The sequence below is a fragment of the Serratia sp. CMO1 genome, from assembly GCF_015689115.1.
In the GTDB taxonomy this organism is placed as follows: domain Bacteria; phylum Pseudomonadota; class Gammaproteobacteria; order Enterobacterales; family Enterobacteriaceae; genus Serratia; species Serratia marcescens.
This window is the reverse complement of sequence record NZ_CP065032.1, coordinates 703,984-725,798: the sequence shown is the minus strand read 5'-3', so window position 1 is coordinate 725,798 and position 21,815 is coordinate 703,984. Positions and strand designations below refer to the sequence as shown.

Sequence of the window (21,815 nt, the reverse complement as noted above, 5' to 3'; positions counted from 1 at the left end):
CCTTACCTCTTCACAAACGCCTGAGCCTTGGTCAGGCGCGTTTCATAATCAATTCGCAGCAACAGCACGATCGCCGTCGACATAATCAGCAAGCTCGAGCCGCCGTAACTGATCAGCGGCAGCGTCAGACCTTTGGTCGGCAACATGCCCGCGGCGGCGCCGACGTTAACCAGCGCCTGGAAGCTGAACCACACGCCGATCGCGCAGGCCAGGAAGCCGGAGAAGCGTTGGTCGATCTCCAGCGCGCGGCGCCCGATGGACATCGCGCGAAAAGCGACGAAGAATACCATTAACAGGGCTAAAACCACACCGATATAGCCCAGTTCTTCACCCAAAATGGAGAAGATGAAGTCGGTATGCGCTTCCGGCAAATACTCCAGTTTCTGCACCGAGTTGCCGAGCCCCTGCCCCCAGAACTCACCGCGGCCGAATGCCATCAGCGACTGGGTCAACTGGTAGCCGCTGCCGAACGGGTCGGCCCACGGGTTCCAGAACGAGGTCACGCGGCGCATACGGTACGGTTCCGCGATAATCAGCAGCACCACGGCGAACACGCCGGAGCCGATGATCGCCAGGAACTGCCACATTTTCGCGCCGGCCAGGAACAGCATCGCCAGCGTGGTGATGAACAGCACCACCACGGTACCGAGGTCCGGCTGCGCCAGCAGCAGCACCGCCAGCACCACCATCACGCCCATCGGCTTACAGAAGCCCCAGAAGTTGCTGCGCACCTCTTCCACCTTGCGCACCAGATAGCTCGCCAGGTAGCAGAACAGCGACAGCTTGGACAGCTCTGCGGGCTGAATACGCAGCGGGCCGAGCGCGATCCAACGCGAGGCCCCGTTTACCGAGCTCCCCACCACCAGGACGATCAGCAGCATCACGATCGACATCAGCAGCATTACGTTGCTGTAGCGCTGCCAAACTTCCATCGGGATGCGCAGCGTCACCAGCGACAGACCGAACGCCAGGCCGAGGTACAACGCATCACGTTTGGCGAACAGGAACGGATCGTCCGCCAGGCGTTGGCCGATCGGCATCGACGCCGAAGTCACCATCACGAAGCCGATGATCGCCAACCCGAAGGTCAGCCACAGCAGGGTGCGATCGTACAGCACCATGTTGACCGCGTCGTTGTCGCGCGCGCCGGTCACCCAGTCTTTCAGCCGTTCTGTCAGCCCGAAGTTCGGCAAGCGTAGTTTCATCCGCCAAGCTCCTGCGCCAGGCGGGCGAACTCATCGCCGCGCACTTCAAAATTACGGAACTGATCGAGACTGGCGCAGGCCGGCGACAACAACACCATATCGCCGGGCTGTACGCGGCCGGCGATGGTGCGCATCGCCTGCTCCATGGTCTCGGTCAGCGTCGCCACTTCCGGCCGCAGCTGCGCCAGCTGGGCCCCGTCGCGGCCAAAGCAATACAGACGCACGTTGTCGCCCTGCAGATAGCGCGCCAGCGGCGAGAAATCGGCGGACTTGCCGTCGCCGCCCAGCAGCAGATGCAGCGTGCCGTCCACCTGCAGGCCGTTCAGCGCCGCTTCGGTGCTGCCGACGTTGGTGGCTTTGGAATCGTTGATCCAACGCACGCCGTTGTTCTCCCAGGCCAGCTGGAAGCGGTGCGCCAGGCCGGTGAAGGTGGTCAGCGCCTTCAGGCTGGACGCGCGCGGGATATTGACCGCATCCGCCAACGCCAGCGCCGCCAGGGCGTTGGTGTAGTTGTGGCGGCCGGTCAGTTTCATCTCGCGCGTATTCAGCACCTTGTCACCGCGCACCCGCAGCCAGGTTTCCCCCTGCTGACGGTTCAGGTGATAGTCGCCCACGTCCGCACCGAAGCTGACGCAGCGCTCGTCGGCGCCGCGCACCGGCATGGTCAGCGCATCGTCCGCGTTCACCACGCACACGGCGGCGTTTTCATACACGCGCAGCTTGGCGCCGCGATACTGCTGCAGGCCGAACGGATAGCGATCCATATGGTCTTCGGTCACGTTCAGGATGGTCGCCGCCGCCGCCCGCAGGCTATGCGTCGTTTCCAGCTGGAAGCTGGACAGCTCCAGCACGTACAGCCGGCATTCCTGGCGCAGCAGGCTCAGCGCCGGCAGGCCGATATTGCCGCCCACGCCCACCGCCCAACCGGCGGCTTTCGCCATCTCGCCCACCAGGGTGGTGACGGTGCTTTTGCCGTTGGAGCCGGTGATCGCCACGATCGGCGCCTGCGCCTCGCGGCAGAACAGCTCGACATCGCCGACGATTTCCACGCCGGCGTCAGCCGCGGCGCTCAATGCCGGGGTCGCCAGCGCGACGCCCGGGCTGGCGACGATCAGATCCGCCGCCAGCAGCCAGTCCTGATTCAAATCACCCAGATGGCGCTCCACGCTTTCAGGCAGTTTGTCCAACCCTGGCGGCGCGATACGGGTATCCATCACGCGCGGCGTAACGCCGCGCGCCATGAAGAAATCGACACAGGACAGGCCGGTGAGGCCCAACCCGATGATGACGACTTTTCTACCCTGATAGTCTGCCATGATTAACGCACCTTCAGCGTTGCCAGGCCAATCAGCACCAGCATCAGCGAAATGATCCAGAAGCGCACGATCACGCGCGGTTCCGGCCAGCCTTTCAATTCATAGTGGTGGTGAATCGGCGCCATGCGGAAAATGCGTTGTCCGCGCAGCTTGAACGACCCCACCTGCAGGATCACCGACAGCGTCTCTACCACGAATACGCCGCCCATGATCACCAACAAGAACTCCTGACGCAGCAGCACCGCGATGGTGCCCAGCGCGCCGCCCAGCGCCAGCGAACCGACGTCGCCCATAAATACCTGCGCCGGGTAGGTGTTGAACCACAGGAACCCGAGGCCGGCGCCGACGATGGCGGTGCAGACGATCACCAACTCACCGGCATGACGCAGATACGGAATATGCAGGTAGTTGGCGAAGTTCATGTTACCGGTCGCCCAGGCCACCAGCGCGAAACCGGCCGCCACGAATACCGTCGGCATAATCGCCAGGCCGTCCAGGCCATCGGTCAGGTTGACCGCGTTGCTGGTGCCGACGATGACGAAATAGGCCAGCAGGATGTACAGCAAGCCCAGCTGCGGCATCACGTCCTTAAAGAACGGCACAACCAGCTCGGTGGCTGGCGTGTCTTTTCCTACGGCGTACATGGCGAATGCGACAATCAGCGCAATCACCGACTGCCAGAAATACTTCCAGCGGGCGATCAGCCCTTTGGTGTCCTTACGCACCACCTTGCGGTAGTCGTCGACGAAACCGACGATGCCGTAACCCACCAGCACAAACAGCACGCACCAGACATACGGGTTGGACGGGTAGGCCCACATCAGCACCGAAATGGTGATGGAGGTCAGGATCATGATACCGCCCATGGTCGGCGTGCCGCGCTTGCTGAAGTGCGACTCGGGGCCGTCGTTACGCACTACCTGCCCGAAGGACATTTCTTGCAGACGCTTGATCACCCGCGGGCCCATCCACAGCGACAGGAACAGCGCGGTCAGCAGGCTGACAATGGCTCGGAACGTCAGATAAGAAAAGACGTTGAAGCCTGAGTAATACTTGACCAAATGCTCGGCCAGCCAAACTAACATGGTGCTTTCTCCTGTAACGCGCGTACTACCTGCTCCATTGCGGCACTACGTGAACCTTTGATTAACACGGTGATGACCGCATGTTCCGACAGTAATTCCGCCACGCGCGCGATCACTGCTGTCTTGTCCTGATAATGTTCGCCATTGCCGGAGGCTTCGCTCAGCACGCGGCTCAACCCGCCGACGCTGATCACTTTGTCGACCCCGGCCAGACGGGCGGCTTCACCCACCTGACGGTGGCACTCTTCCGCTTCTGCGCCCAGCTCGGCCATATCGCCGACCACCATCACGCGATAGCCCGGCATTTCCGCCAGCACCTGCGCCGCCGCGGTCATCGACCCGACGTTGGCGTTATAGCTGTCATCCAGCAGCAGCTTGTCTTCGGCCAGCGCCACCGGGAACAAACGCCCCGGCACCGCCTGCAATTGCTTCAACCCCTGACGCACCGCTTCAAGGGTGGCGCCCACCGACATCGCCAGCGCCGTGGCCGCCAGCGCGTTGGCCACGTTGTGGCGCCCCGGCAGCGGCAGCGCGATCTCGGCGGTGCCGAACGGGCTGTGTAACGTAAACTGCGTGCCTGCGCCGTTCACCCGCACGTCGTCCGCGAAGAAGTCCACGCCTTCGGCGGCCTGCGGCGAGAAGCGCCAGACGGTTTTGCCGCCCAGCATGCTCTGCCAGTGCGGCCAGTCGTTGTTATCGGCGTTGATGATCGCCACGCCGTCGGCCGGCAGGCCGGTAAAGATTTCACCTTTCGCCTGGGCGACGCCGGCCAGCGAGCCGAAGCCTTCCAGGTGCGCTGCCGCCAGGTTGTTCACCAAAGCGGTCTGCGGACGCGTCAATGCGGTGGTGTAAGCAATTTCGCCAATGTGATTAGCGCCCAGCTCTATCACGGCAAAGTCATGCTGCGGCTCCAGACGCAACAGCGTCAGCGGCACGCCGATGTCGTTATTGAAGTTGCCGGCGGTATACAGCACTTCGCCGCATTCACGCAGAATGGCAGCGGTCATTTCTTTCACCGATGTCTTGCCCGAGGAGCCGGTCAGCGCCACCACGCGCGCAGGCACCTGTTGACGCACCCAGGCGCCAAGCTGCCCCAGCGCCAGACGGGTGTCTTTCACCACCAGCTGCGGCGCGTCCACCAATAAGCGCTTACTGACCAGCAACGCCCCGGCGCCTGCGGCTACGGCATCCGCCGCGAAGTCGTGAGCGTCGAAACGCTCGCCTTTCAGCGCTACAAACAGGCAACCGGCGGTCACCTTGCGGGTGTCTGTCGTCACCTCGACAATTTGGCAATCGGCGCCGATCAGTTCAGCGCTCAATACCTCAGCCAGTGTCTGAAGAGAGACAGGGATCATGCCAGCACCCCCAGCAGCCGTGCGACCGTCGTGCGGTCGGAATAATCCAGACGGCGGTTGCCCACCAGCTGATAATCTTCGTGGCCTTTGCCCGCCACCAACACCACATCCTGCTCCTGCGCCTGCATGATGGCGCTGGTCACCGCTTCGGCGCGGCCGTGGATCACCAGCGCCTGCCCGGCGTCCAGCAATCCGGTCAGGATGTCGTTGATAATCGCGCGCGGCTCTTCGGTCCGCGGGTTGTCATCGGTGATCACCACGCGATCGGCGAACTGCTCGGCGATGCCGCCCATCAGCGGACGTTTGCCCTTGTCGCGATCGCCGCCGCAGCCGAACACGCACCACAGCTGCCCCTGGCAGTGCAGGCGCGCAGCTTCCAGCGCTTTCTCCAGCGCATCCGGCGTGTGGGCGTAATCCACCACCACCGTCGGTTTGCCCGGCGCGTTAAACACTTCCATGCGGCCGCAGACCGGCTGCAGACGGCTGCCGGTTTCCACCAGCGCCTCCAGCGGGTAGCCCAACGACAGCAGCGTCGCCAAGGCCAACAGCAGGTTGCTGACGTTGAAAGCGCCCATCAGGCGGCTTTCGATCTCGCCGTCGCCCCAGCTGGAGCTGAAACGAACCGTGGCGCCGTTGTCGTGATAGTCGACCGCCGTGGTTTTCAGCCAGCGGCCGTGGCAGCCCGGCTGCAGGTTGTCCTGCATCGTCACCGCTACCGCATCCGGCAGCTTGCTCAGCCAGCGCTGGCCGACTTCATCGTCGGCATTGATGATCGCCTGCCCCACGTTGTGGGCGGCGAACAGCGACCATTTGGCCGCTTCGTAATTGGCCATGTCACCGTGATAATCCAGGTGATCGCGGCTCAGGTTGGTGAAAACCGCCGCAGCGAACGGCAGCGCCGCCACCCGGTGTTGCACCAGACCGTGGGATGAGACTTCCATCGCGGCGAAGGTCGCGCCCTGTTCCGCCAACTCGTTTAATACGTGTTGAACATCCACCGCAGAACCGGTGGTATTCTCCGTCGGACACACCTGGCCCAGCAGGCCGTTGCCGACGGTGCCCATTACCGCGCTGGTTTCGCCCAGCAGTTGGCTCCACTGCGCCAGCAGTTGCGTGGTGGTGGTTTTGCCGTTGGTGCCGGTCACCCCAACCAGGCGCAGACGCTCGCCCGGCTGATGGTAAAAACGCCCGGCCAGCGCGGAAAGGCGCTGGTTCAGTTGGCTCAGGTAGATCACCGGCACGCCGTGCATCTCAACGATGGCGCCGTCTTCGGCCTGACCGTCAGCCTCGGCGATCACAGCGGCGACGCCCTGCGCGATGGCCTGCGGAATATAGCGGCGTCCATCCGTTTGATGGCCGACCACGGCGACAAACAGATCCCCGGCAGCCGCCACGCGGCTGTCTAATGTCATTTCCCGCAGCGCGCGCCCGGGTGCCGTCGGCACCCACGGGGCGAGTAAGTCGCGCAAATTACGATCTGCCACCTGAACCCTCTTTCTTGTTAATCACTAATTCGCTTTTGTCACCGGTGGGCAACGCGTCAGGCTCGACGTTCATGGTGCGCAATACGCCGCCCATGATGGCGCCGAACACCGGCGCGGAGATTGCGCCACCATAGTATTTCCCACCCTGCGGGTCGTTGATGACGACCACCAGGGCAAAACGGGGGTTACTTGCCGGCGCGACGCCGGCGGTATAAGCGATGTATCGGTTGACGTATTTGCCGTCCGGGCCCACTTTTTTCGCGGTACCGGTTTTGATGGCGATACGGTATCCCTTGATGGCGGCTTTCACGCCGCTACCGCCCGGCAAGGCCACGCTTTCCATCATGTGCACCACGGTGCGCACCAGAGGTTCAGGGAAAACGCGTTCGCCGGCGACCGGAGGGTCAACCTTGGTGATCGACAATGGGCGATACACGCCCAGGCTGCCGATCGTTGCATAGACTCGCGCCAACTGTAACGGAGTTACCATCAGCCCGTAGCCGAAAGAGAAGGTGGCCCTCTCTATGTCAGACCACCGTTGTTTTTTTGGGTATATGCCACTGCTTTCTCCGACCAGCCCCAAATTGGTCGCTTTTCCCAGCCCAAAACGAGAGTAAGTATCTACTAACGCTGAGGACGGCATCGCTAACGCCAGCTTTGAAACACCGACGTTACTCGACTTCTGCAAGATCCCGGTCAATGACAGCTCCGAGTACCGCGCCACGTCTTTGATCTCGTGGCCCTGAATGCGGTACGGGATGGTGTTCAGCACGCTGTTTTCTCTCACCACGCCGTTTTGCAGCGCGGTCATCACCACCATCGGCTTCACGGTTGAACCGGGTTCAAAAATATCGGTGATGGCGCGGTTACGCATGGTTTCTTTCGGCGTACCGGCCATGTTGTTCGGGTTGTAAGACGGGCTGTTGGCCATCGCCAGCACTTCGCCGGTGTTCACGTCGATCAGCACCGCAGTGCCCGATTCGGCCTTGTTGAACGCCACCGCGTTGTTCAGCTCGCGATACACCAGCGCCTGCAGGCGCTCATCGACGCTCAGTACCAGGTTGTGCGCCGCCTGACTGTCGACGGAGGAGATATCTTCGATCACCCGGCCGAAGCGGTCCTTACGCACCGTTCTCTCGCCCGGTTGCCCGGTCAGCCAGCGGTCGAAGCTCTTCTCGACGCCTTCGATACCTTGCCCGTCGATGTTGGTCACGCCGATGATGTGCGACGTCACCTGCCCCGCCGGGTAGTAACGGCGCGACTCCTGCCGCAGGTAGATCCCCGGCAGCTTGAGTTTGTGAATGTAATCGCCGATCGCCGGGTTAACCTGGCGCGCCAGATAAACGAAACGCCCTTTCGGGTTGGCGTTGATGCGGTTGGAAAGCTGGTCCAGCGGGATGTTCAGCGCATCGGAAAGCGCTTTCCAGCGGCTGTCCAGCGTGATGCCGCCGCGCTCGTTCAGCTCTTTCGGATCGGCCCACACCGCATTCACCGGCACACTGACCGCCAATGGACGGCCGGCGCGATCGCTGATCATGCCGCGCGCGGTCGGCACTTCCTGCACGCGCAGCGAACGCATGTCGCCTTCTTTCACCAGACGATCGGGGTTGATGACCTGCAGGTACGCGACGCGCAACATCAGGCCAACCATCGCCAGCAAAATGCAGCCGCACAGCAACGCAAAACGCCAGCTGACAAAGCTGGCCTGATCTTCCTGGCGTCTCAACTTACCGGGGCGCGCTGCTTTCATGCGTTTCCTTTCTACTCCGTGTCATTATTCCGGTTAAACCATTCATTGTTTAACGATGATATTTTCCTGCGATGGATCAACGTGTTGCATCTGCAGTTTTTCTGTCGCGATACGTTCAACCCGGCTGTGATCGCCGAGAGCGTTCTCTTCTAAAATCAGGTTGCGCCACTCGATATCCAGCGCATCGCGCTCCAGAACCAGCTGTTCGCGCTCAGCGGTCAGCAGGCGGGTGCGGTGCGCGGTAGTCACCACGAAAATCGCGGAAACCAGTGACGCAATCAGTAAAATCAGGGGGATCTTGGCATTGCGCAGCAGATCGCCGCCAATCACCCCGACCAAACCGTGACGTTCGTTGCCGATCACGCGGGCATCCTCTCAGCAATACGCAGCACCGAGCTGCGCGCACGCGGGTTGTCCGCCACTTCCGCTTCCGACGGCATCATTTTGCCCAGCGCTTTCAGCGTCCGGCCGCCCATGCCGCGCAGCTGCTCTTCGGTCAACGGAATGCCCGCCGGCACCTGAGCGCCGCGGCTGTGGTGACGCATAAAGCGTTTGACGATGCGGTCTTCCAGCGAGTGGAAGCTGATGATCGACAAACGGCCCTGCGGGGCCAGCACTTCCAGCGCGCCGTCGAGCGCACGCTCGATCTCTTCCAGCTCGCTGTTGATATAGATGCGGATCGCCTGGAAGCTGCGCGTCGCCGGATGCTTGTGCTTTTCACGGAACGGGCTGGCATCGGCGATCAGATCCGCCAGCTCTTTGGTGCGCGTCATCGGCTCCACGCGGTTTCTTTCCACGATGGCGCGCGCGATGCGCTTGGCGAAACGCTCTTCGCCAAAGGTTTTCAGCACCCAGGCGATATCGTCCGCTTCGGCCTTCATCAGCCATTCGGCGGCGGACAGGCCGGTGGACGGATCCATGCGCATGTCCAGCGGACCGTCACGCATAAAGGAGAATCCGCGCTCCGCGTCGTCAAGCTGCGGCGAGGAAACGCCCAGATCGAGCAGAACGCCGTCGATCTTGCCCACCAGGTCGCGCTCCCGCACATAGTGCGACAACTCGGAAAATGGGCCGTGTACGATGGTAAAACGAGGATCTTCAATAGATTTGGCGGCTGCAATCGCCTGAGGGTCACGGTCAATCGCCAGCAAGAGCCCTTCCGGCCCCAGCTGGGACAGAATCAGACGAGAATGGCCACCGCGACCAAAAGTACCGTCGATATATATGCCGTTGCTGCGGATGTTGAGGCCGTTGACGGCTTCGTCCAGCAGGACGGTGGTGTGTTTATAGTTTTCCAACATGCTTATAGCGACAAGTCCTGTAGCCGCTCAGACAACGGTTCCTGAGTCGACTGTTCAGCGTCAATATCATCCTTGACTTGTTGATACCAGGTCTGTTCATCCCACAGTTCAAACTTGTTGAACTGACCGACCAGCATCACTTCTTTCGTGAGCCCGGCGTGTTGCCGCAGCGTACTGGCTAACAGCAAACGACCGGCACTATCCATCTGACACTCACTGGCATGCCCCAGCAGCAGGCGCTGAACGCGGCGCTCGGCGGGATTCATGCTCGACAGACGTGATAATTTTTGTTCAATAATTTCCCATTCGGGCAAAGGATAAAGCAGCAGGCAGGGCTGATGGAGGTCAATGGTACAGACCATTTGGCCTTGCGATTCCTCGTTGAGCAATTCCCGATATCGGGTAGGTACGGCGAGCCGCCCTTTGCTGTCGAGGTTGACCATCGTCGCTCCACGGAACATTCCTGAGCTACCCCTTAGTGACCGTTTTCACCACTTTACCCCACAAATTCCCACACAATGGAGTTTACGGAGGGTATGAAAACCTTGTCAAGCCAGAGCGCCAGCGCTTTGGCAATATTTCTCTGGTCATTTTGGGAGCTGACTCGCGAAAGAAACTCTGATTATTCGACGATTAAAAATTAACACCATGATAAACGGAGAGAATTTTCTAAGCGGAAAGAATCTGATTAAAAACCTGACGAACTGGCGATTAATTAACTCATTACTTCCTTCTGCAAGCCATGTCTCATTTTTCAGCTCGGCAATCTCAGGGCTGTAACCGCTGGCGAGCCGCGCCCGCCAAGGCTCGGCGCCAGGCGAACCGATCGCGGAATAAGGCCATAACCCCTTGAGTTAATAACGCTCAATCGTTATTCACCGTAAAGCCGGGCGCTATTTTACTTCAATTTGCACCGCCGTGATGAGGGCGCGATAAAAATAAATGGCTCGGATATTACGAGCAGAAGTAATTTCGATTCAAATCAATTTGGTAAGATTATTCCCAAAATACCTGTTTACAATTATGGTTTCATTTTCTTACACCTTTATTTCCACAATTTTTGCCGGAAAAATCCCCTTCAAAAACGAAAAATTGCAACCTTATGTTTTTAATCGATTTATTTAAAAACGCCGATTTTAATCTCTCCACCCCATCCTATGCCCCAGCTCTGCGGGACAAAAAGCGAACAAATGTTAAAAATAAAAATATAAACCTAGTTAAAAAAGACAATTCAGATTAGTACACTATAAAAAAGGCAAAAAACCAGCCTTAACATCCAATAATTAATAACTTAACAGAATTTTAACCAAAGAGGATGACGCATGCTTTCGCCCGCGACTCACTGGCGTAGCGCCGCTGCCGATACGTTCGCACTGGTGGTGTACTGCTTTATCGCCGGCATGGCGATAGAAGTGTTGATCTCAGGCATGAGCTTCCAGCAATCCCTCTCTTCGCGCCTGCTGTCGATCCCGGTCAACATCCTGATCGCCTGGCCTTACGGCCGCTATCGCGATCTGTTTATCCGCACGGCGCGCCGCTGCCCGCGCGGCCAGTTCCTGCTGCGCAACCTCGCCGATCTGCTGGCCTACGTCAGCTTCCAGTCGCCGGTTTATGCCGCCATTCTATGGAGCGTAGGCGCCGACGGCCAACAAATGCTGGCGGCGGTAACCAGCAATGCGCTGGTCTCCATGGCGATGGGCGTGGTGTATGGCTATTTCCTGGAATACTGCCGGCGGCTGTTCCGGGTGGCGGACTACGTCTAAACCAGGAGCCCACCAACGCGGGGGCTCCTGCCAGGCAAACTACTTGCGGCTCAGGCTGCCGCGGCGGAACAGATTGCGGCGAATACGCGTCAATCCAGGCTTGGGTTTACGCGGTTCGTCCAGACTGGCCAACACCAGCTCCAGCACGCGTTCGGCCACGTCACGATGGCGCTGCGCCACCGCGAGCACCGGGCACTCCAGGAAATCCAACAGTTCATGGTCGCCGAAGGTGGCAATCGCCAGATCGGTCGGCAAACGGCCGCGTTGCTTCAGCGTCACGTCCATCACGCCCTGCAACAGCGAGAACGAGGTGGTGAACAGCGCCTGCGGCATCGGGTGCGTCTTCAGCCATTCGGCAAACAGCGCGCCGGCGGCTTCACGCTCATAGCTGTTGGCATACAGGTAATCGACGTGGCGGGGATCCTCTTGCCAGGCCCGGCGGAAGCCCTGCTCACGCAGGAAGCTGACCGAAAGCTCCGGCAAGGCGCCCAGATACAGCACCGATTCAGCCGGGAAGGTGCGCAGCTCCTGCGCCAGCGCAAAGGCATCTTCCTCGTCGGCCCCGACGACGCTGATGAAATGTTCGCGATCCAACGCGCGGTCCAGCGCGATGATCGGCAGCGGATCGTTGGCCCAGCGTTGATAGAAGGGGTGCTCCGGCGGCAAGGCGGTGGAAACGATGATGGCGTCCACCTGACGCTGCAGCAAATGCTCGATACAGCGCATTTCGTTGTCCGGCTGATCTTCGGAACAGGCGATCAGCAATTGATAACCACGCTGGCGCGCCTGACGCTCCAGGTAGTTGGCGATACGGGTATAGCTGGTATTTTCCAGATCCGGGATCACCAGACCGATAGAACGGGTGCGCCCGGCGCGCAGCCCTGCCGCGACGGCATTCGGGTGATAGTTGTGCTCCCTAACCACGGCCATCACTTTCTCGACGGTTTTATCGCTGACACGATACTGCTTCGCCTTGCCGTTGATGACATAACTGGCCGTCGTGCGCGAAACGCCCGCGAGACGCGCGATTTCATCCAGTTTCACATTAACCCCTTAATGACGCTGAAAATAGAAGTGAAGGCTGTGCTCGGATTAACCATGGCATCCCGTACGGTTATTCAATCCAGCCTCTGCGATCTAACAGCAGAAAACACTACCTAGCAACCGCTTTTGCCGAAAGGTGCCAGCAATCGGGCAAAAAATACCGAAAAGCAAAGGGCGCAGCCACGCCGCGCCCCGAATTATTCGCCGCCAGACCACGCTCAGCGCATAATTTTGTCGCCGCGCGACACGCCGACCACGCCGGAACGCGCCACTTCCACGATCTCCGCCACTTCACGCACCGCGCTCAGGAAGGCGTCCAGTTTATCGCTGGTGCCGGCCAGCTGCACCGTATACAGCGTCGCCGTCACATCAACGATCTGGCCGCGGAAAATGTCGGCGCAGCGCTTCACTTCTTCACGGCCGTAGCCGCTGGCCTGCAGCTTCACCAGCATGATCTCGCGCTCGACGTGGGCGCCCTGCACCAGCTCGCTAACGCGCAGCACGTCCACCAGCTTGTGCAACTGCTTCTCAATCTGCTCCAGCACTTTCTCGTCGCCGACGGTCTGGATAGTCATGCGCGACAGCGTCGGATCGTCGGTCGGCGCCACCGTCAGGCTCTCGATGTTGTAACCGCGCTGGGAGAACAACCCCACCACGCGCGAGAGGGCGCCGGATTCGTTTTCCAGCAAGACAGATAAAATACGGCGCATGATCAGGTCCTCTCCGTTTTGCTAAGCCACATTTCGTCCATGCTTCCGCCGCGGATCTGCATCGGGTAAACATGTTCGGTTTCATCGACTGTCACGTCGACGAACACCAGCCGCTCTTTTTCCGCCAGCGCCTGCGCCAGCTTGCTTTCCAGCTCATCCGGCGTGCGGATGGCGATGCCGACATGGCCGTAAGCCTCGGCCAGCTTGACAAAGTCCGGCAGCGAATCCATGTAAGACTGCGAGTGGCGGCCGGAATAAATCATGTCCTGCCACTGCTTGACCATGCCCAGATAACGGTTGTTGAGGTTCACCACCACCACCGGCAGGTTATATTGCAGCGCGGTGGACAGCTCCTGAATGTTCATCTGGATGCTGCCGTCGCCGGTGACGCACACCACGGTTTCCTCCGGCAGCGCCAGCTTGACGCCCAATGCCGCCGGCAGGCCAAAGCCCATGGTGCCGAGGCCGCCGGAGTTGATCCAACGGCGCGGTTTGTCGAACGGGTAATAGAGCGCGGCGAACATCTGGTGCTGCCCCACGTCGGAGGTCACATAGGCGTCGCCTTTGGTCAGGCGATGCAGGGTTTCGATCACCGCCTGCGGCTTGATGGTGCCGCTGTTTTTGTCGTACCCCAAACAGTCGCGGGCGCGCCACTGTTCAATAGACTGCCACCAATCGCGCAACGCATCATGATCCTGCGCCTTGTCATCCTGCGCCAACAGCTCCAGCATCTGCACCAACACCTGTTTGGCATCGCCGACGATCGGAATATCGGCATCCACCGTTTTGGAGATCGAGGTCGGATCGATATCGATATGCAGCACGGTGGCATCCGGGCAGTATTTGGCCAGATTGTTGGTCGTGCGATCGTCGAAACGTACGCCGACGGCGAAGATCACGTCGGCATGGTGCATGGTTTTGTTGGCTTCATAAGTGCCGTGCATGCCGAGCATGCCGACACTCTGGCGATGGGTGCCGGGGAAAGCGCCCAGTCCCATCAGGCTGCTGGTCACCGGCAGGTTCAGCTGCTCCGCCAACGCCAGCAGTTCGGCTTCGCAACCGGCGTTGATCGCGCCGCCGCCGACATACATCACCGGCTTCTTGGCCGCCAGGATGGTTTGCAACGCGCGTTTGATTTGCCCGCGATGGCCCTGCACCGTCGGGTTATAAGAACGCATGCTCACGTCCTGCGGGTAGGAATAAGGCATCCGCACCGCCGGGCCGACGATGTCTTTCGGCAGATCGATCACCACCGGGCCGGGGCGGCCGCTGGAAGCCAGGTAAAAGGCCTTCTTCAACACCGCCGGGATGTCTTCGGTACGTTTCACCAGGAAGCTGTGCTTCACCACCGGCCGAGAAATCCCCACCATATCGCACTCCTGGAAGGCGTCGTAGCCGATCAGCGAGCTGGGCACCTGCCCCGACAGCACCACCATCGGTATCGAGTCCATATAGGCGGTGGCGATGCCGGTAATGGCGTTGGTGGCGCCGGGGCCGGAGGTCACCAGCACCACGCCCACTTCGCCGGTGGCGCGCGCGTAACCGTCGGCCATGTGCACAGCCCCTTGCTCGTGGCGCACCAGAATATGATCGATCCCTCCGACCGTATGCAGGGCGTCGTAGATATCGAGCACCGCCCCGCCGGGGTAGCCGAATACATGTTTAACGCCCTGATCGATCAACGATCGGACGACCATCTCGGCTCCTGACAACATCTCCATGGGTTTGCCTCCAGGCTTGCTTATTCTTCTCTGGCGCCGGAACGTAGCGCCTGCTGCGGGGCAATGCCCCTAAATTTTTATGGGTTGTCGCTATCGAATTAACATAACGTCAGAATATGGGGCAGGCAAACGGCAAAATGGCTTAACGGCGGCGGGGTTATTGCCAAGCGGCTGGAGATCGCAGCTTTATAAAAACAATGCGCTAGCCTCAGGGTTGTTGGGCTAGGCATTGTTTCGAACAGGAGGAAAATTACAGAACTAAATCAGGTGAAGGATATGCCACTTTTTTCGCCGGGCACGTGGCCCGGCGGCGGCGTCAGGCCTGTTCCCGGTACATCGAGTCGATTTCGCGCTGATAGCGCTGCAGGATCACTTTGCGGCGCAGCTTCAGGGTTGGCGTCAGCTCCCCCAACTCCATGGAAAAAGCCGCCGGCAGCAGAGTGAACTTCTTCACCTGTTCGAAGCGCGCCAGCTCCTTTTGCATCTCGCGCAGGCGCTTTTCGAACATCGCGAGGATCTCGCCGTTGCGCAGCAGCTCCAGGCGATCCTGATACTTCAGGTTGACTGACTTCGCGTACTCTTCCAGCGACTCAAAGCACGGCACGATCAGCGCGGAAACGAACTTGCGCGCATCGGCGATGATCGCCACCTGCTCGATAAAGCGGTCCTGCGCCAACGTGCCTTCCAGCATCTGCGGCGCGATGTATTTGCCGCCAGAGGTTTTCATCAAATCCTTAAGGCGCTCGGTGATGAACAGATTGCCCTCTTCATCGATCGCCCCGGCGTCGCCGGTTTTCAGCCAGCCGTCTGCGGTAAAGGTCGCGGCGGTTTCCAACGGTTTGTTGAAATAGCCGCGCATCACGATAGGCCCGCGCACCTGGATTTCATTTTCTTCACCGATGCGCACCTCGACCTGCGGCAGCGGTTTGCCGATAGAGCCGAAGCGGAAATGCCCTTCTTCCCAGCAGGACACGGTCGCACAGGTTTCGGTCATGCCGTAACCGTACTTGATGTTGACGCCCATCGCCTGGAAAAACAGGATCACATTGTCATCCAGCTTGGCGCCCGCCGCCGGCAGGAAGCGCACCCGGCCGCCGAGGATACCGCGCAGCTTGCTCAATACCAGCTTGTCGGCCCAGCGGTGAGAGAATTCGAACAGTTTGCCCAACGGTTTGCCGGCCCGCTCTTGCAGGAACTTGCGCTCCCCGCAGACGATCGCCCAGTGGAACAGCGCGCGGCGCAGCCAAGGGGCACGCGCCACTTTTTCATGCACCGCGCTGAAAATCTTCTCGTAGAAACGCGGCACCGCGCACATTAACGTCGGCCGCACCTGCCCCATCGCTTCCCGAACCCAGTCGGTGTTCGGCAGGAAAACGTTCTGCGCGCCGGAATGCATGACAAAGAAGCTCCAGGCACGCTCGAACACGTGCGACAGCGGCAGGAAACTGAGCGACACATCCTCTTCGCCGACCGTCAGTCTCTCATCATGCAGGTAGAGCTGTGCCGCCAGGTTGCGATAATCCAGCATCACCCCTTTCGGCTCGCCGGTGGTGCCCGAGGTATAGATCAGGGTGAAGAGATCCTGCAGGTCGCACTCTTCAATGCGCTGCCGACGTTGAGCGATAAAAGCCGCCGGATCGACGGCATGCTCGAAGGCGCTCAGGTGTTGGGCTATCTCGCAATCGCGCAGATCGGCATCCTCGTCGAACACGATAATATGACGCAGTTGCGGACAGACGCCGCGCAGCGCGATGGCGGCGTCCAACTGCGCCTGTTCGCCGACGAACAGGATGCGAATGTCAGCGTCATTGATGACGAAGGCCGCCTGCGCCGGCGTATTGGTGGAATAGAGCGGTACGCTGACGCTACGCAGGTGCAGGATCGCGAGATCGGTCAACGACCAGGCCATCGTGTTATTGGCGAAGATACCGATACGTTCTTGCACTTCGGCGCCCAGCGCCAGCAGCCCGGCGGCAATGCGATCAATGCGGGCAGCCGCCGCTCCCCAGGTCAGTTGAAACTCGCCGTTGGGCGACCATTGGCGAAATGCTGTGCGATCGGCTCGGTGGGTGATTTGATGCTGTATACGATGGATCAAATGGTATTGCAGCAGATTAGTGATCATAGTGCTCTAAGCCTGAAATGAATCATACCGTTAAGCCTGAACGACGCCTTGCGGCCCTCATCTCAGCTTACACGTGTTTACTTTTTTCCGCGCAGTCTACCTACTCTCAGGCAGGGGGAAAAGCGATTTCAGCGTAGAAGTGTGAGCTAAAACTCAAGCCGGCTTTCGCGCTTTCATGGGTTGGACAGAATGGGAAGGAAAAGGTTTGATGGCGGCCATAAAACGCGGCCCGTTCGGGCCGCCACATCGAGTTAGTTTAAAATCCCAACTGGAAAGTAAAAATCAGAATATTAATTTATATTAATTGTTTTCGCTAAATGAACAAATTTACCCTAATAATAAGTTATTCTATCGCCGCAAAACCAAGAAATATCTTAATAAAAACACAGATAGTTCTTAGTTTTTATCATGAGAAAAAAACGCTCAGTTGAATATTATCTTTATATGGCTCCCATCTTTATCGCTTTACTTTGGGTTACCCGCCTCAATCAGGACAGATTTCATCCACTGGTGGCCTTTATCCCGCTCTGAAGATTCATGCCAGGATAGGTAGCAGGTGGCTTTATTATCGTTGCCACATAAAGGAACCGCCTTTATTTTCAACGCCTCCGTCAGCTGTCGCACCAACCAGGTGGGCGCAATCGCCACCATTTCCGTTTGCGACACCATATTCAACACGCTGTAAAGATCCGTGCACTGCTGCGTCACGGCACGCAGCATCGGCTCGTCTGAATAAAAAGGTTTACTGAACGATCCAAAACTTTCCAGGGAAACCGCAGCATGCTGCTCGGCCAGCATGTGCTCCGGCGTCACCTCCTCGCCTATTCTCGGGTGCGCCTGCGCAACCGCCAGCACTAATTCGTCGTCGAACATCGCCAGGCTGCGAAACTCCGCCGACTCGAAACGGCTGTAGCCGATGACAAACTCGACGTCCTGATAACGTAATTGATGTTCAATATTATTGTTAATGTATGACTTTATTTGCAGGTTAAGCTGCGGCGCTATCTGTTTGACGTGATTAATTATCCCGGCGCCCAGACGCAAATCGAGCGGGCTGCACAGCGACAGGGAGAACGCTCGCGTGCTGGTCAGCGGCTCAAACTCAGATCCCGGCAACTCATTCTGCACCAGCTGCAGCGCTTGCCGCACCGGCCCGAACAGCTGCCTGGCCCGCATGGTGGGCTGGATCCCGCGGCCGCAGCGCACGAACAGTTCGTCGTTGAACATCACCTTCAGGCGCGCTACCGCATTGCTCACCGCCGGCTGCGACATCCCTAACAAATTAGCGGCTCGCGTAATATTTTGCATTTGCATCACGGCGTCAAACACCGTCAGTAAATTAAGATCGACGCTGCGCAAATGAATGTCCGCCGGCTCTTTGACCATGGCGATTTCTGAATCATATTCAGCCATATTTCACTCCACTAAATCATGTGTAGATAATCTAATCCTTATGCTCGACAAACAATGAAACGCCGCATTGTCTTATCTTTGCACGACAAATTCTGCCATTACCGTCATCAACCGATAAAAAACCTCGTGTTATCGACACGATATAAGTCGTATATGGAATACATGTCAGCAGCTTCCCCCGTCAGCGAGAAGAATGCCACCTGGGTAGTACTAATAATTAGGTATCAACAATGATTAATACAATTGAACAACGTCGCCGCACTGTATGAGACAAACTATAAAAACACATCATAAGCAATCAAACCATCTAAAAACACCGCTCACTTTGTGTAAAAACGCATTATTTTGTTATATTATGACTAAAACAATCAATTATTCATATGAGTTCAATTTAAACCATTTGTATTGAAAATGTTATTTCATTGCTCCCCGTGATTAATCCCTCTTGTTTTTTTCATCACAAATCTTAACGCAACGAAATCCAGAAGCAATTAGCGCAGTATATATTCGATTCGTTTATGCTAAGCAGCACGCAAACTGGTCCCATTTTTTTCTCTAAGGCGTCGTTTTTTTGCCGAATGATCCTCTGTTTAGCTAATGGGCTGATGCATTGTCCCCGCATTCAATCAGGTGTTGACATCGCCAGGCCAATCACGTATCAAATTAGGCAGACACCCAATTTAAGAGAAGCTGAACCCTTATGATCCGTACTCACCGTCTACTAGGCCTACTACTTAACGCATCTTGTTTGCGCGGTATGCCTATGGACGAAGTTCGGAGCTGACTCAGCCGATCACCCATAAGAAACCCGCGCTACTGCGCGGGTTTTTTTTTGCCCGCTTAGCGTGAAATCAACACGATAAGGAATGCACCGATGAGCCAACAAGTCATTATTTTCGATACCACGCTGCGTGATGGCGAGCAGGCGCTGCAGGCCAGCCTGAGCGTAAAAGAGAAGATTCAGATTGCGCTGGCGCTGGAAAGAATGGGCGTTGACGTGATGGAAGTCGGCTTCCCGGTCTCTTCGCCGGGCGACTTCGAGTCGGTGCAAACCATCGCGCGCCAGATCAAGAACAGCCGCGTCTGCGGCCTGGCCCGCTGCGTGGACAAAGACATTGACGTGGCCGCCGAAGCGCTGCGCGTCGCCGAAGCGTTCCGCATCCACGTATTCCTGGCCACCTCGACCCTGCACATCGAATCGAAGCTGAAGCGCTCGTTCGACGAAGTGCTGGAGATGGCGGTGCGCTCGGTAAAACGCGCCCGCAACTACACCGACGACGTGGAGTTCTCCTGTGAAGACGCCGGCCGCACGCCGATCGACAATCTGTGTCGCGTGGTTGAAGCCGCCATCAACGCCGGCGCCACCACCATCAATATCCCGGACACCGTCGGCTACACCACGCCAAACCAGTTCGGCGGCATCATCACGACCCTGTATGACCGCGTGCCGAACATCGACAAAGCCATCATCTCCGTGCACTGCCACGACGATTTGGGCATGGCGGTCGGCAACTCCATCGCCGCGGTGCAGGCCGGCGCCCGCCAGGTGGAAGGCACCCTGAACGGCATTGGTGAACGCGCCGGCAACTGTTCGCTGGAAGAAGTAATCATGGCGATTAAAGTGCGCCAGGACATCATGAACGTGCACACCAACATCAATCACCAGGAAATCTTCCGCACCAGCCAGATCGTCAGCCAGCTGTGCAACATGCCGATCCCGGCCAACAAGGCGATCGTCGGCTCCAATGCCTTCGCCCACTCCTCCGGCATTCACCAGGACGGCGTGCTGAAGAACCGCGAAAACTACGAAATCATGACCCCGCAGTCGATCGGCCTGAAAGACGTGCAGTTGAACCTGACCTCCCGCTCCGGCCGCGCGGCGGTGAAACACCGCATGGAAGAGATGGGCTACCAGGAACAGGATTACAACCTGGATAGCCTGTACGCCGCCTTCCTGAAGCTGGCCGACAAAAAGGGCCAGGTATTCGACTACGATCTGGAGGCGCTGGCCTTCATCAACAAACAGCAGGAAGAGCCGGAGCACTTCAGCCTGGGTTACTTCAGCGTGCAGTCCGGCAGCAGCATCATGGCCACCGCCTCGGTGAAACTGATCTGCGGCGGCGAAGAGAAAGCCGAAGCCGCCACCGGCAACGGCCCGGTCGATGCGGTCTATCAGGCGATAAATCGCATCACCGACTACCCGATCGAGCTGGTGAAGTACCAGTTGACCGCCAAGGGCCATGGCCGCGACGCGCTGGGCCAGGTGGATATCGTGGTCTCTTACAACGGCCGCCGCTTCCACGGCGTGGGTCTGGCGACCGACATCGTCGAATCCTCCGCCAAGGCGATGGTGCACGTGTTGAACAATATTTGGCGCTCACAGCAGGTAGAAAAAGAAAAGCAGCGCCTGCAGCAAAACAAACATCAAAATAATCAGGAAACGGTGTGAACATGACGAAGACTTATCACATTGCCGTCTTGCCCGGAGACGGCATCGGCCCGGAAGTAATGGCTCAGGCGCGCAAAGTGTTGGACGCGGTGCGTCAACGCTTTGACATTCGCATCACCACCGCCGAGTACGACGTCGGCGGCATCGCCATCGATCGCCACGGCAGCCCGTTGCCGGCGGCGACCGTCGCCGGCTGCGAGCAGGCCGACGCCATCCTGTTCGGCTCGGTGGGCGGCCCGAAATGGGAACACCTGCCGCCGGCCGAGCAGCCGGAACGCGGCGCGCTGTTGCCGCTGCGCAAGCACTTCAAACTGTTCAGCAACCTGCGCCCGGCGCGCCTGTATCAAGGGTTGGAGGCATTCTGCCCGCTGCGCGCCGACATCGCCGCCCGCGGCTTCGACATTCTGTGCGTGCGCGAATTGACCGGCGGCATCTATTTCGGCCAGCCGAAGGGCCGCGAAGGCCAGGGCATGCAGGAACGCGCCTTCGATACCGAGGTGTATCACCGTTTCGAGATTGAACGCATCGCGCGCATCGCCTTCGAATCCGCCCGCAAGCGCCGCCACAAAGTGACGTCGATCGACAAGGCCAACGTGCTGCAAAGCTCCATCCTGTGGCGTGAAGTGGTCAATCAGGTCGCCAAGGATTACCCGGACGTGTCGCTGTCGCACATGTATATCGACAACGCCACCATGCAGTTGATCAAGGATCCGTCCCAGTTCGACGTGCTGCTGTGCTCCAATCTGTTCGGCGACATTCTGTCCGACGAGTGCGCGATGATCACCGGCTCGATGGGCATGCTGCCGTCCGCCAGCCTGAATGAGCAAGGCTTCGGCCTGTACGAACCGGCGGGCGGTTCCGCGCCGGATATTGCAGGCAAAGGCATCGCCAACCCGATTGCGCAGATCCTGTCCGCCACCCTGCTGCTGCGTTACAGCCTGGGCGCCGATGAAGCGGCCGACGCCGTGGAGCGCGCCATCAACCAGGCGCTGGAACAGGGCTACCGCACCGCCGATCTGGCCGGTGACGGCAAAGCCGTCAGCACCGATGAAATGGGCGACATCATCGCCCGCTTTGTAGCTCAGGGGGCATAA

At 58.8% G+C, this 21,815-nt stretch carries 17 protein-coding genes; 3 read left to right on the top strand and 14 right to left on the bottom strand.

Annotation, left to right across the window (positions count from 1 at the left end):
• Nucleotides 1-2 precede the first annotated feature (2 nt).
• The 9 genes from ftsW to mraZ are packed head-to-tail and all read right to left on the bottom strand — an operon-like array spanning nt 3 to nt 9,957.
• A complete protein-coding gene (gene ftsW / locus IT763_RS03325; RefSeq protein WP_015376649.1) occupies nt 3-1,205 on the bottom strand; it encodes a cell division protein FtsW in 1,203 nt (400 codons plus the stop codon).
• Nucleotides 1,202-2,521, bottom strand: coding sequence for a UDP-N-acetylmuramoyl-L-alanine--D-glutamate ligase (gene murD / locus IT763_RS03320; protein WP_049300163.1), 1,320 nt, complete (start codon nt 2,519-2,521; stop codon nt 1,202-1,204). Before murD ends, ftsW begins: the two co-directional genes overlap by 4 nt.
• Before the next feature lie 2 nt (nt 2,522-2,523).
• Nucleotides 2,524-3,606 (bottom strand): phospho-N-acetylmuramoyl-pentapeptide-transferase, encoded by a 1,083-nt coding sequence (gene mraY / locus IT763_RS03315; protein ID WP_004932782.1) that lies wholly within the window; start codon nt 3,604-3,606, stop codon nt 2,524-2,526.
• Nucleotides 3,600-4,961, bottom strand: a complete 1,362-nt coding sequence (gene murF / locus IT763_RS03310) for a UDP-N-acetylmuramoyl-tripeptide--D-alanyl-D-alanine ligase (RefSeq protein WP_028127855.1) — start codon at nt 4,959-4,961, stop codon at nt 3,600-3,602. The genes mraY and murF overlap by 7 nt, the downstream gene beginning before the upstream one ends.
• Nucleotides 4,958-6,445, bottom strand: coding sequence for a UDP-N-acetylmuramoyl-L-alanyl-D-glutamate--2,6-diaminopimelate ligase (gene murE / locus IT763_RS03305; RefSeq protein ID WP_060444862.1), 1,488 nt, complete (start codon nt 6,443-6,445; stop codon nt 4,958-4,960). Before murE ends, murF begins: the two co-directional genes overlap by 4 nt.
• Complete coding sequence (locus tag IT763_RS03300) at nt 6,432-8,195, bottom strand: peptidoglycan glycosyltransferase FtsI (RefSeq protein WP_206195169.1); 1,764 nt, start codon at nt 8,193-8,195, stop codon at nt 6,432-6,434. The genes murE and IT763_RS03300 overlap by 14 nt, the downstream gene beginning before the upstream one ends.
• 42 nt (nt 8,196-8,237) lie before the next feature.
• Complete coding sequence (ftsL, locus tag IT763_RS03295) at nt 8,238-8,558, bottom strand: cell division protein FtsL (RefSeq protein ID WP_015376645.1); 321 nt, start codon at nt 8,556-8,558, stop codon at nt 8,238-8,240.
• Nucleotides 8,555-9,496, bottom strand: coding sequence for a 16S rRNA (cytosine(1402)-N(4))-methyltransferase RsmH (rsmH, locus tag IT763_RS03290; RefSeq protein WP_206195168.1), 942 nt, complete (start codon nt 9,494-9,496; stop codon nt 8,555-8,557). The genes ftsL and rsmH overlap by 4 nt, the downstream gene beginning before the upstream one ends.
• A 2-nt stretch (nt 9,497-9,498) precedes the next feature.
• Entirely contained in the window at nt 9,499-9,957 is a 459-nt protein-coding gene (gene mraZ / locus IT763_RS03285) for a division/cell wall cluster transcriptional repressor MraZ (RefSeq protein WP_004932796.1), read from the bottom strand.
• Between the two features lie 861 nt (nt 9,958-10,818).
• Between mraZ and IT763_RS03280 the strand changes: the two genes are divergently transcribed.
• A complete protein-coding gene (locus tag IT763_RS03280) occupies nt 10,819-11,259 on the top strand; it encodes an L-alanine exporter AlaE (RefSeq protein ID WP_004932798.1) in 441 nt (146 codons plus the stop codon).
• Nucleotides 11,260-11,298: 39 nt separating this feature from the next.
• Here the strand turns inward: IT763_RS03280 and cra are convergent, their stop codons facing one another.
• The 5 genes from cra to leuO all read right to left on the bottom strand — a co-directional run bounded on the left by cra (nt 11,299) and on the right by leuO (nt 18,272).
• Nucleotides 11,299-12,303, bottom strand: a complete 1,005-nt coding sequence (gene cra / locus IT763_RS03275; protein ID WP_016929094.1) for a catabolite repressor/activator — start codon at nt 12,301-12,303, stop codon at nt 11,299-11,301.
• Between the two features lie 218 nt (nt 12,304-12,521).
• Entirely contained in the window at nt 12,522-13,013 is a 492-nt protein-coding gene (ilvN, locus tag IT763_RS03270) for an acetolactate synthase small subunit (RefSeq protein ID WP_004932806.1), read from the bottom strand.
• Nucleotides 13,014-13,015: 2 nt separating this feature from the next.
• Nucleotides 13,016-14,734 carry an acetolactate synthase 3 large subunit gene (gene ilvI, locus IT763_RS03265; protein ID WP_049300159.1) on the bottom strand — a complete coding sequence of 573 codons (1,719 nt, stop codon included), beginning with the start codon at nt 14,732-14,734 and terminating at the stop codon, nt 13,016-13,018.
• Between the two features lie 316 nt (nt 14,735-15,050).
• A complete protein-coding gene (locus IT763_RS03260) occupies nt 15,051-16,859 on the bottom strand; it encodes a long-chain fatty acid--CoA ligase (protein WP_197758536.1) in 1,809 nt (602 codons plus the stop codon).
• 465 nt (nt 16,860-17,324) lie between these two features.
• Nucleotides 17,325-18,272, bottom strand: coding sequence for a transcriptional regulator LeuO (gene leuO / locus IT763_RS03255; RefSeq protein WP_151254339.1), 948 nt, complete (start codon nt 18,270-18,272; stop codon nt 17,325-17,327).
• Between the two features lie 874 nt (nt 18,273-19,146).
• On the opposite strand from leuO, the gene leuA reads away from it, so the two are divergent.
• Together leuA and leuB are read left to right on the top strand one after the other, a co-directional pair.
• Nucleotides 19,147-20,721 (top strand): 2-isopropylmalate synthase, encoded by a 1,575-nt coding sequence (gene leuA, locus IT763_RS03245; protein WP_016929098.1) that lies wholly within the window; start codon nt 19,147-19,149, stop codon nt 20,719-20,721.
• A 2-nt stretch (nt 20,722-20,723) separates the two neighbouring features.
• Entirely contained in the window at nt 20,724-21,815 is a 1,092-nt protein-coding gene (gene leuB / locus IT763_RS03240) for a 3-isopropylmalate dehydrogenase (protein ID WP_025159635.1), read from the top strand.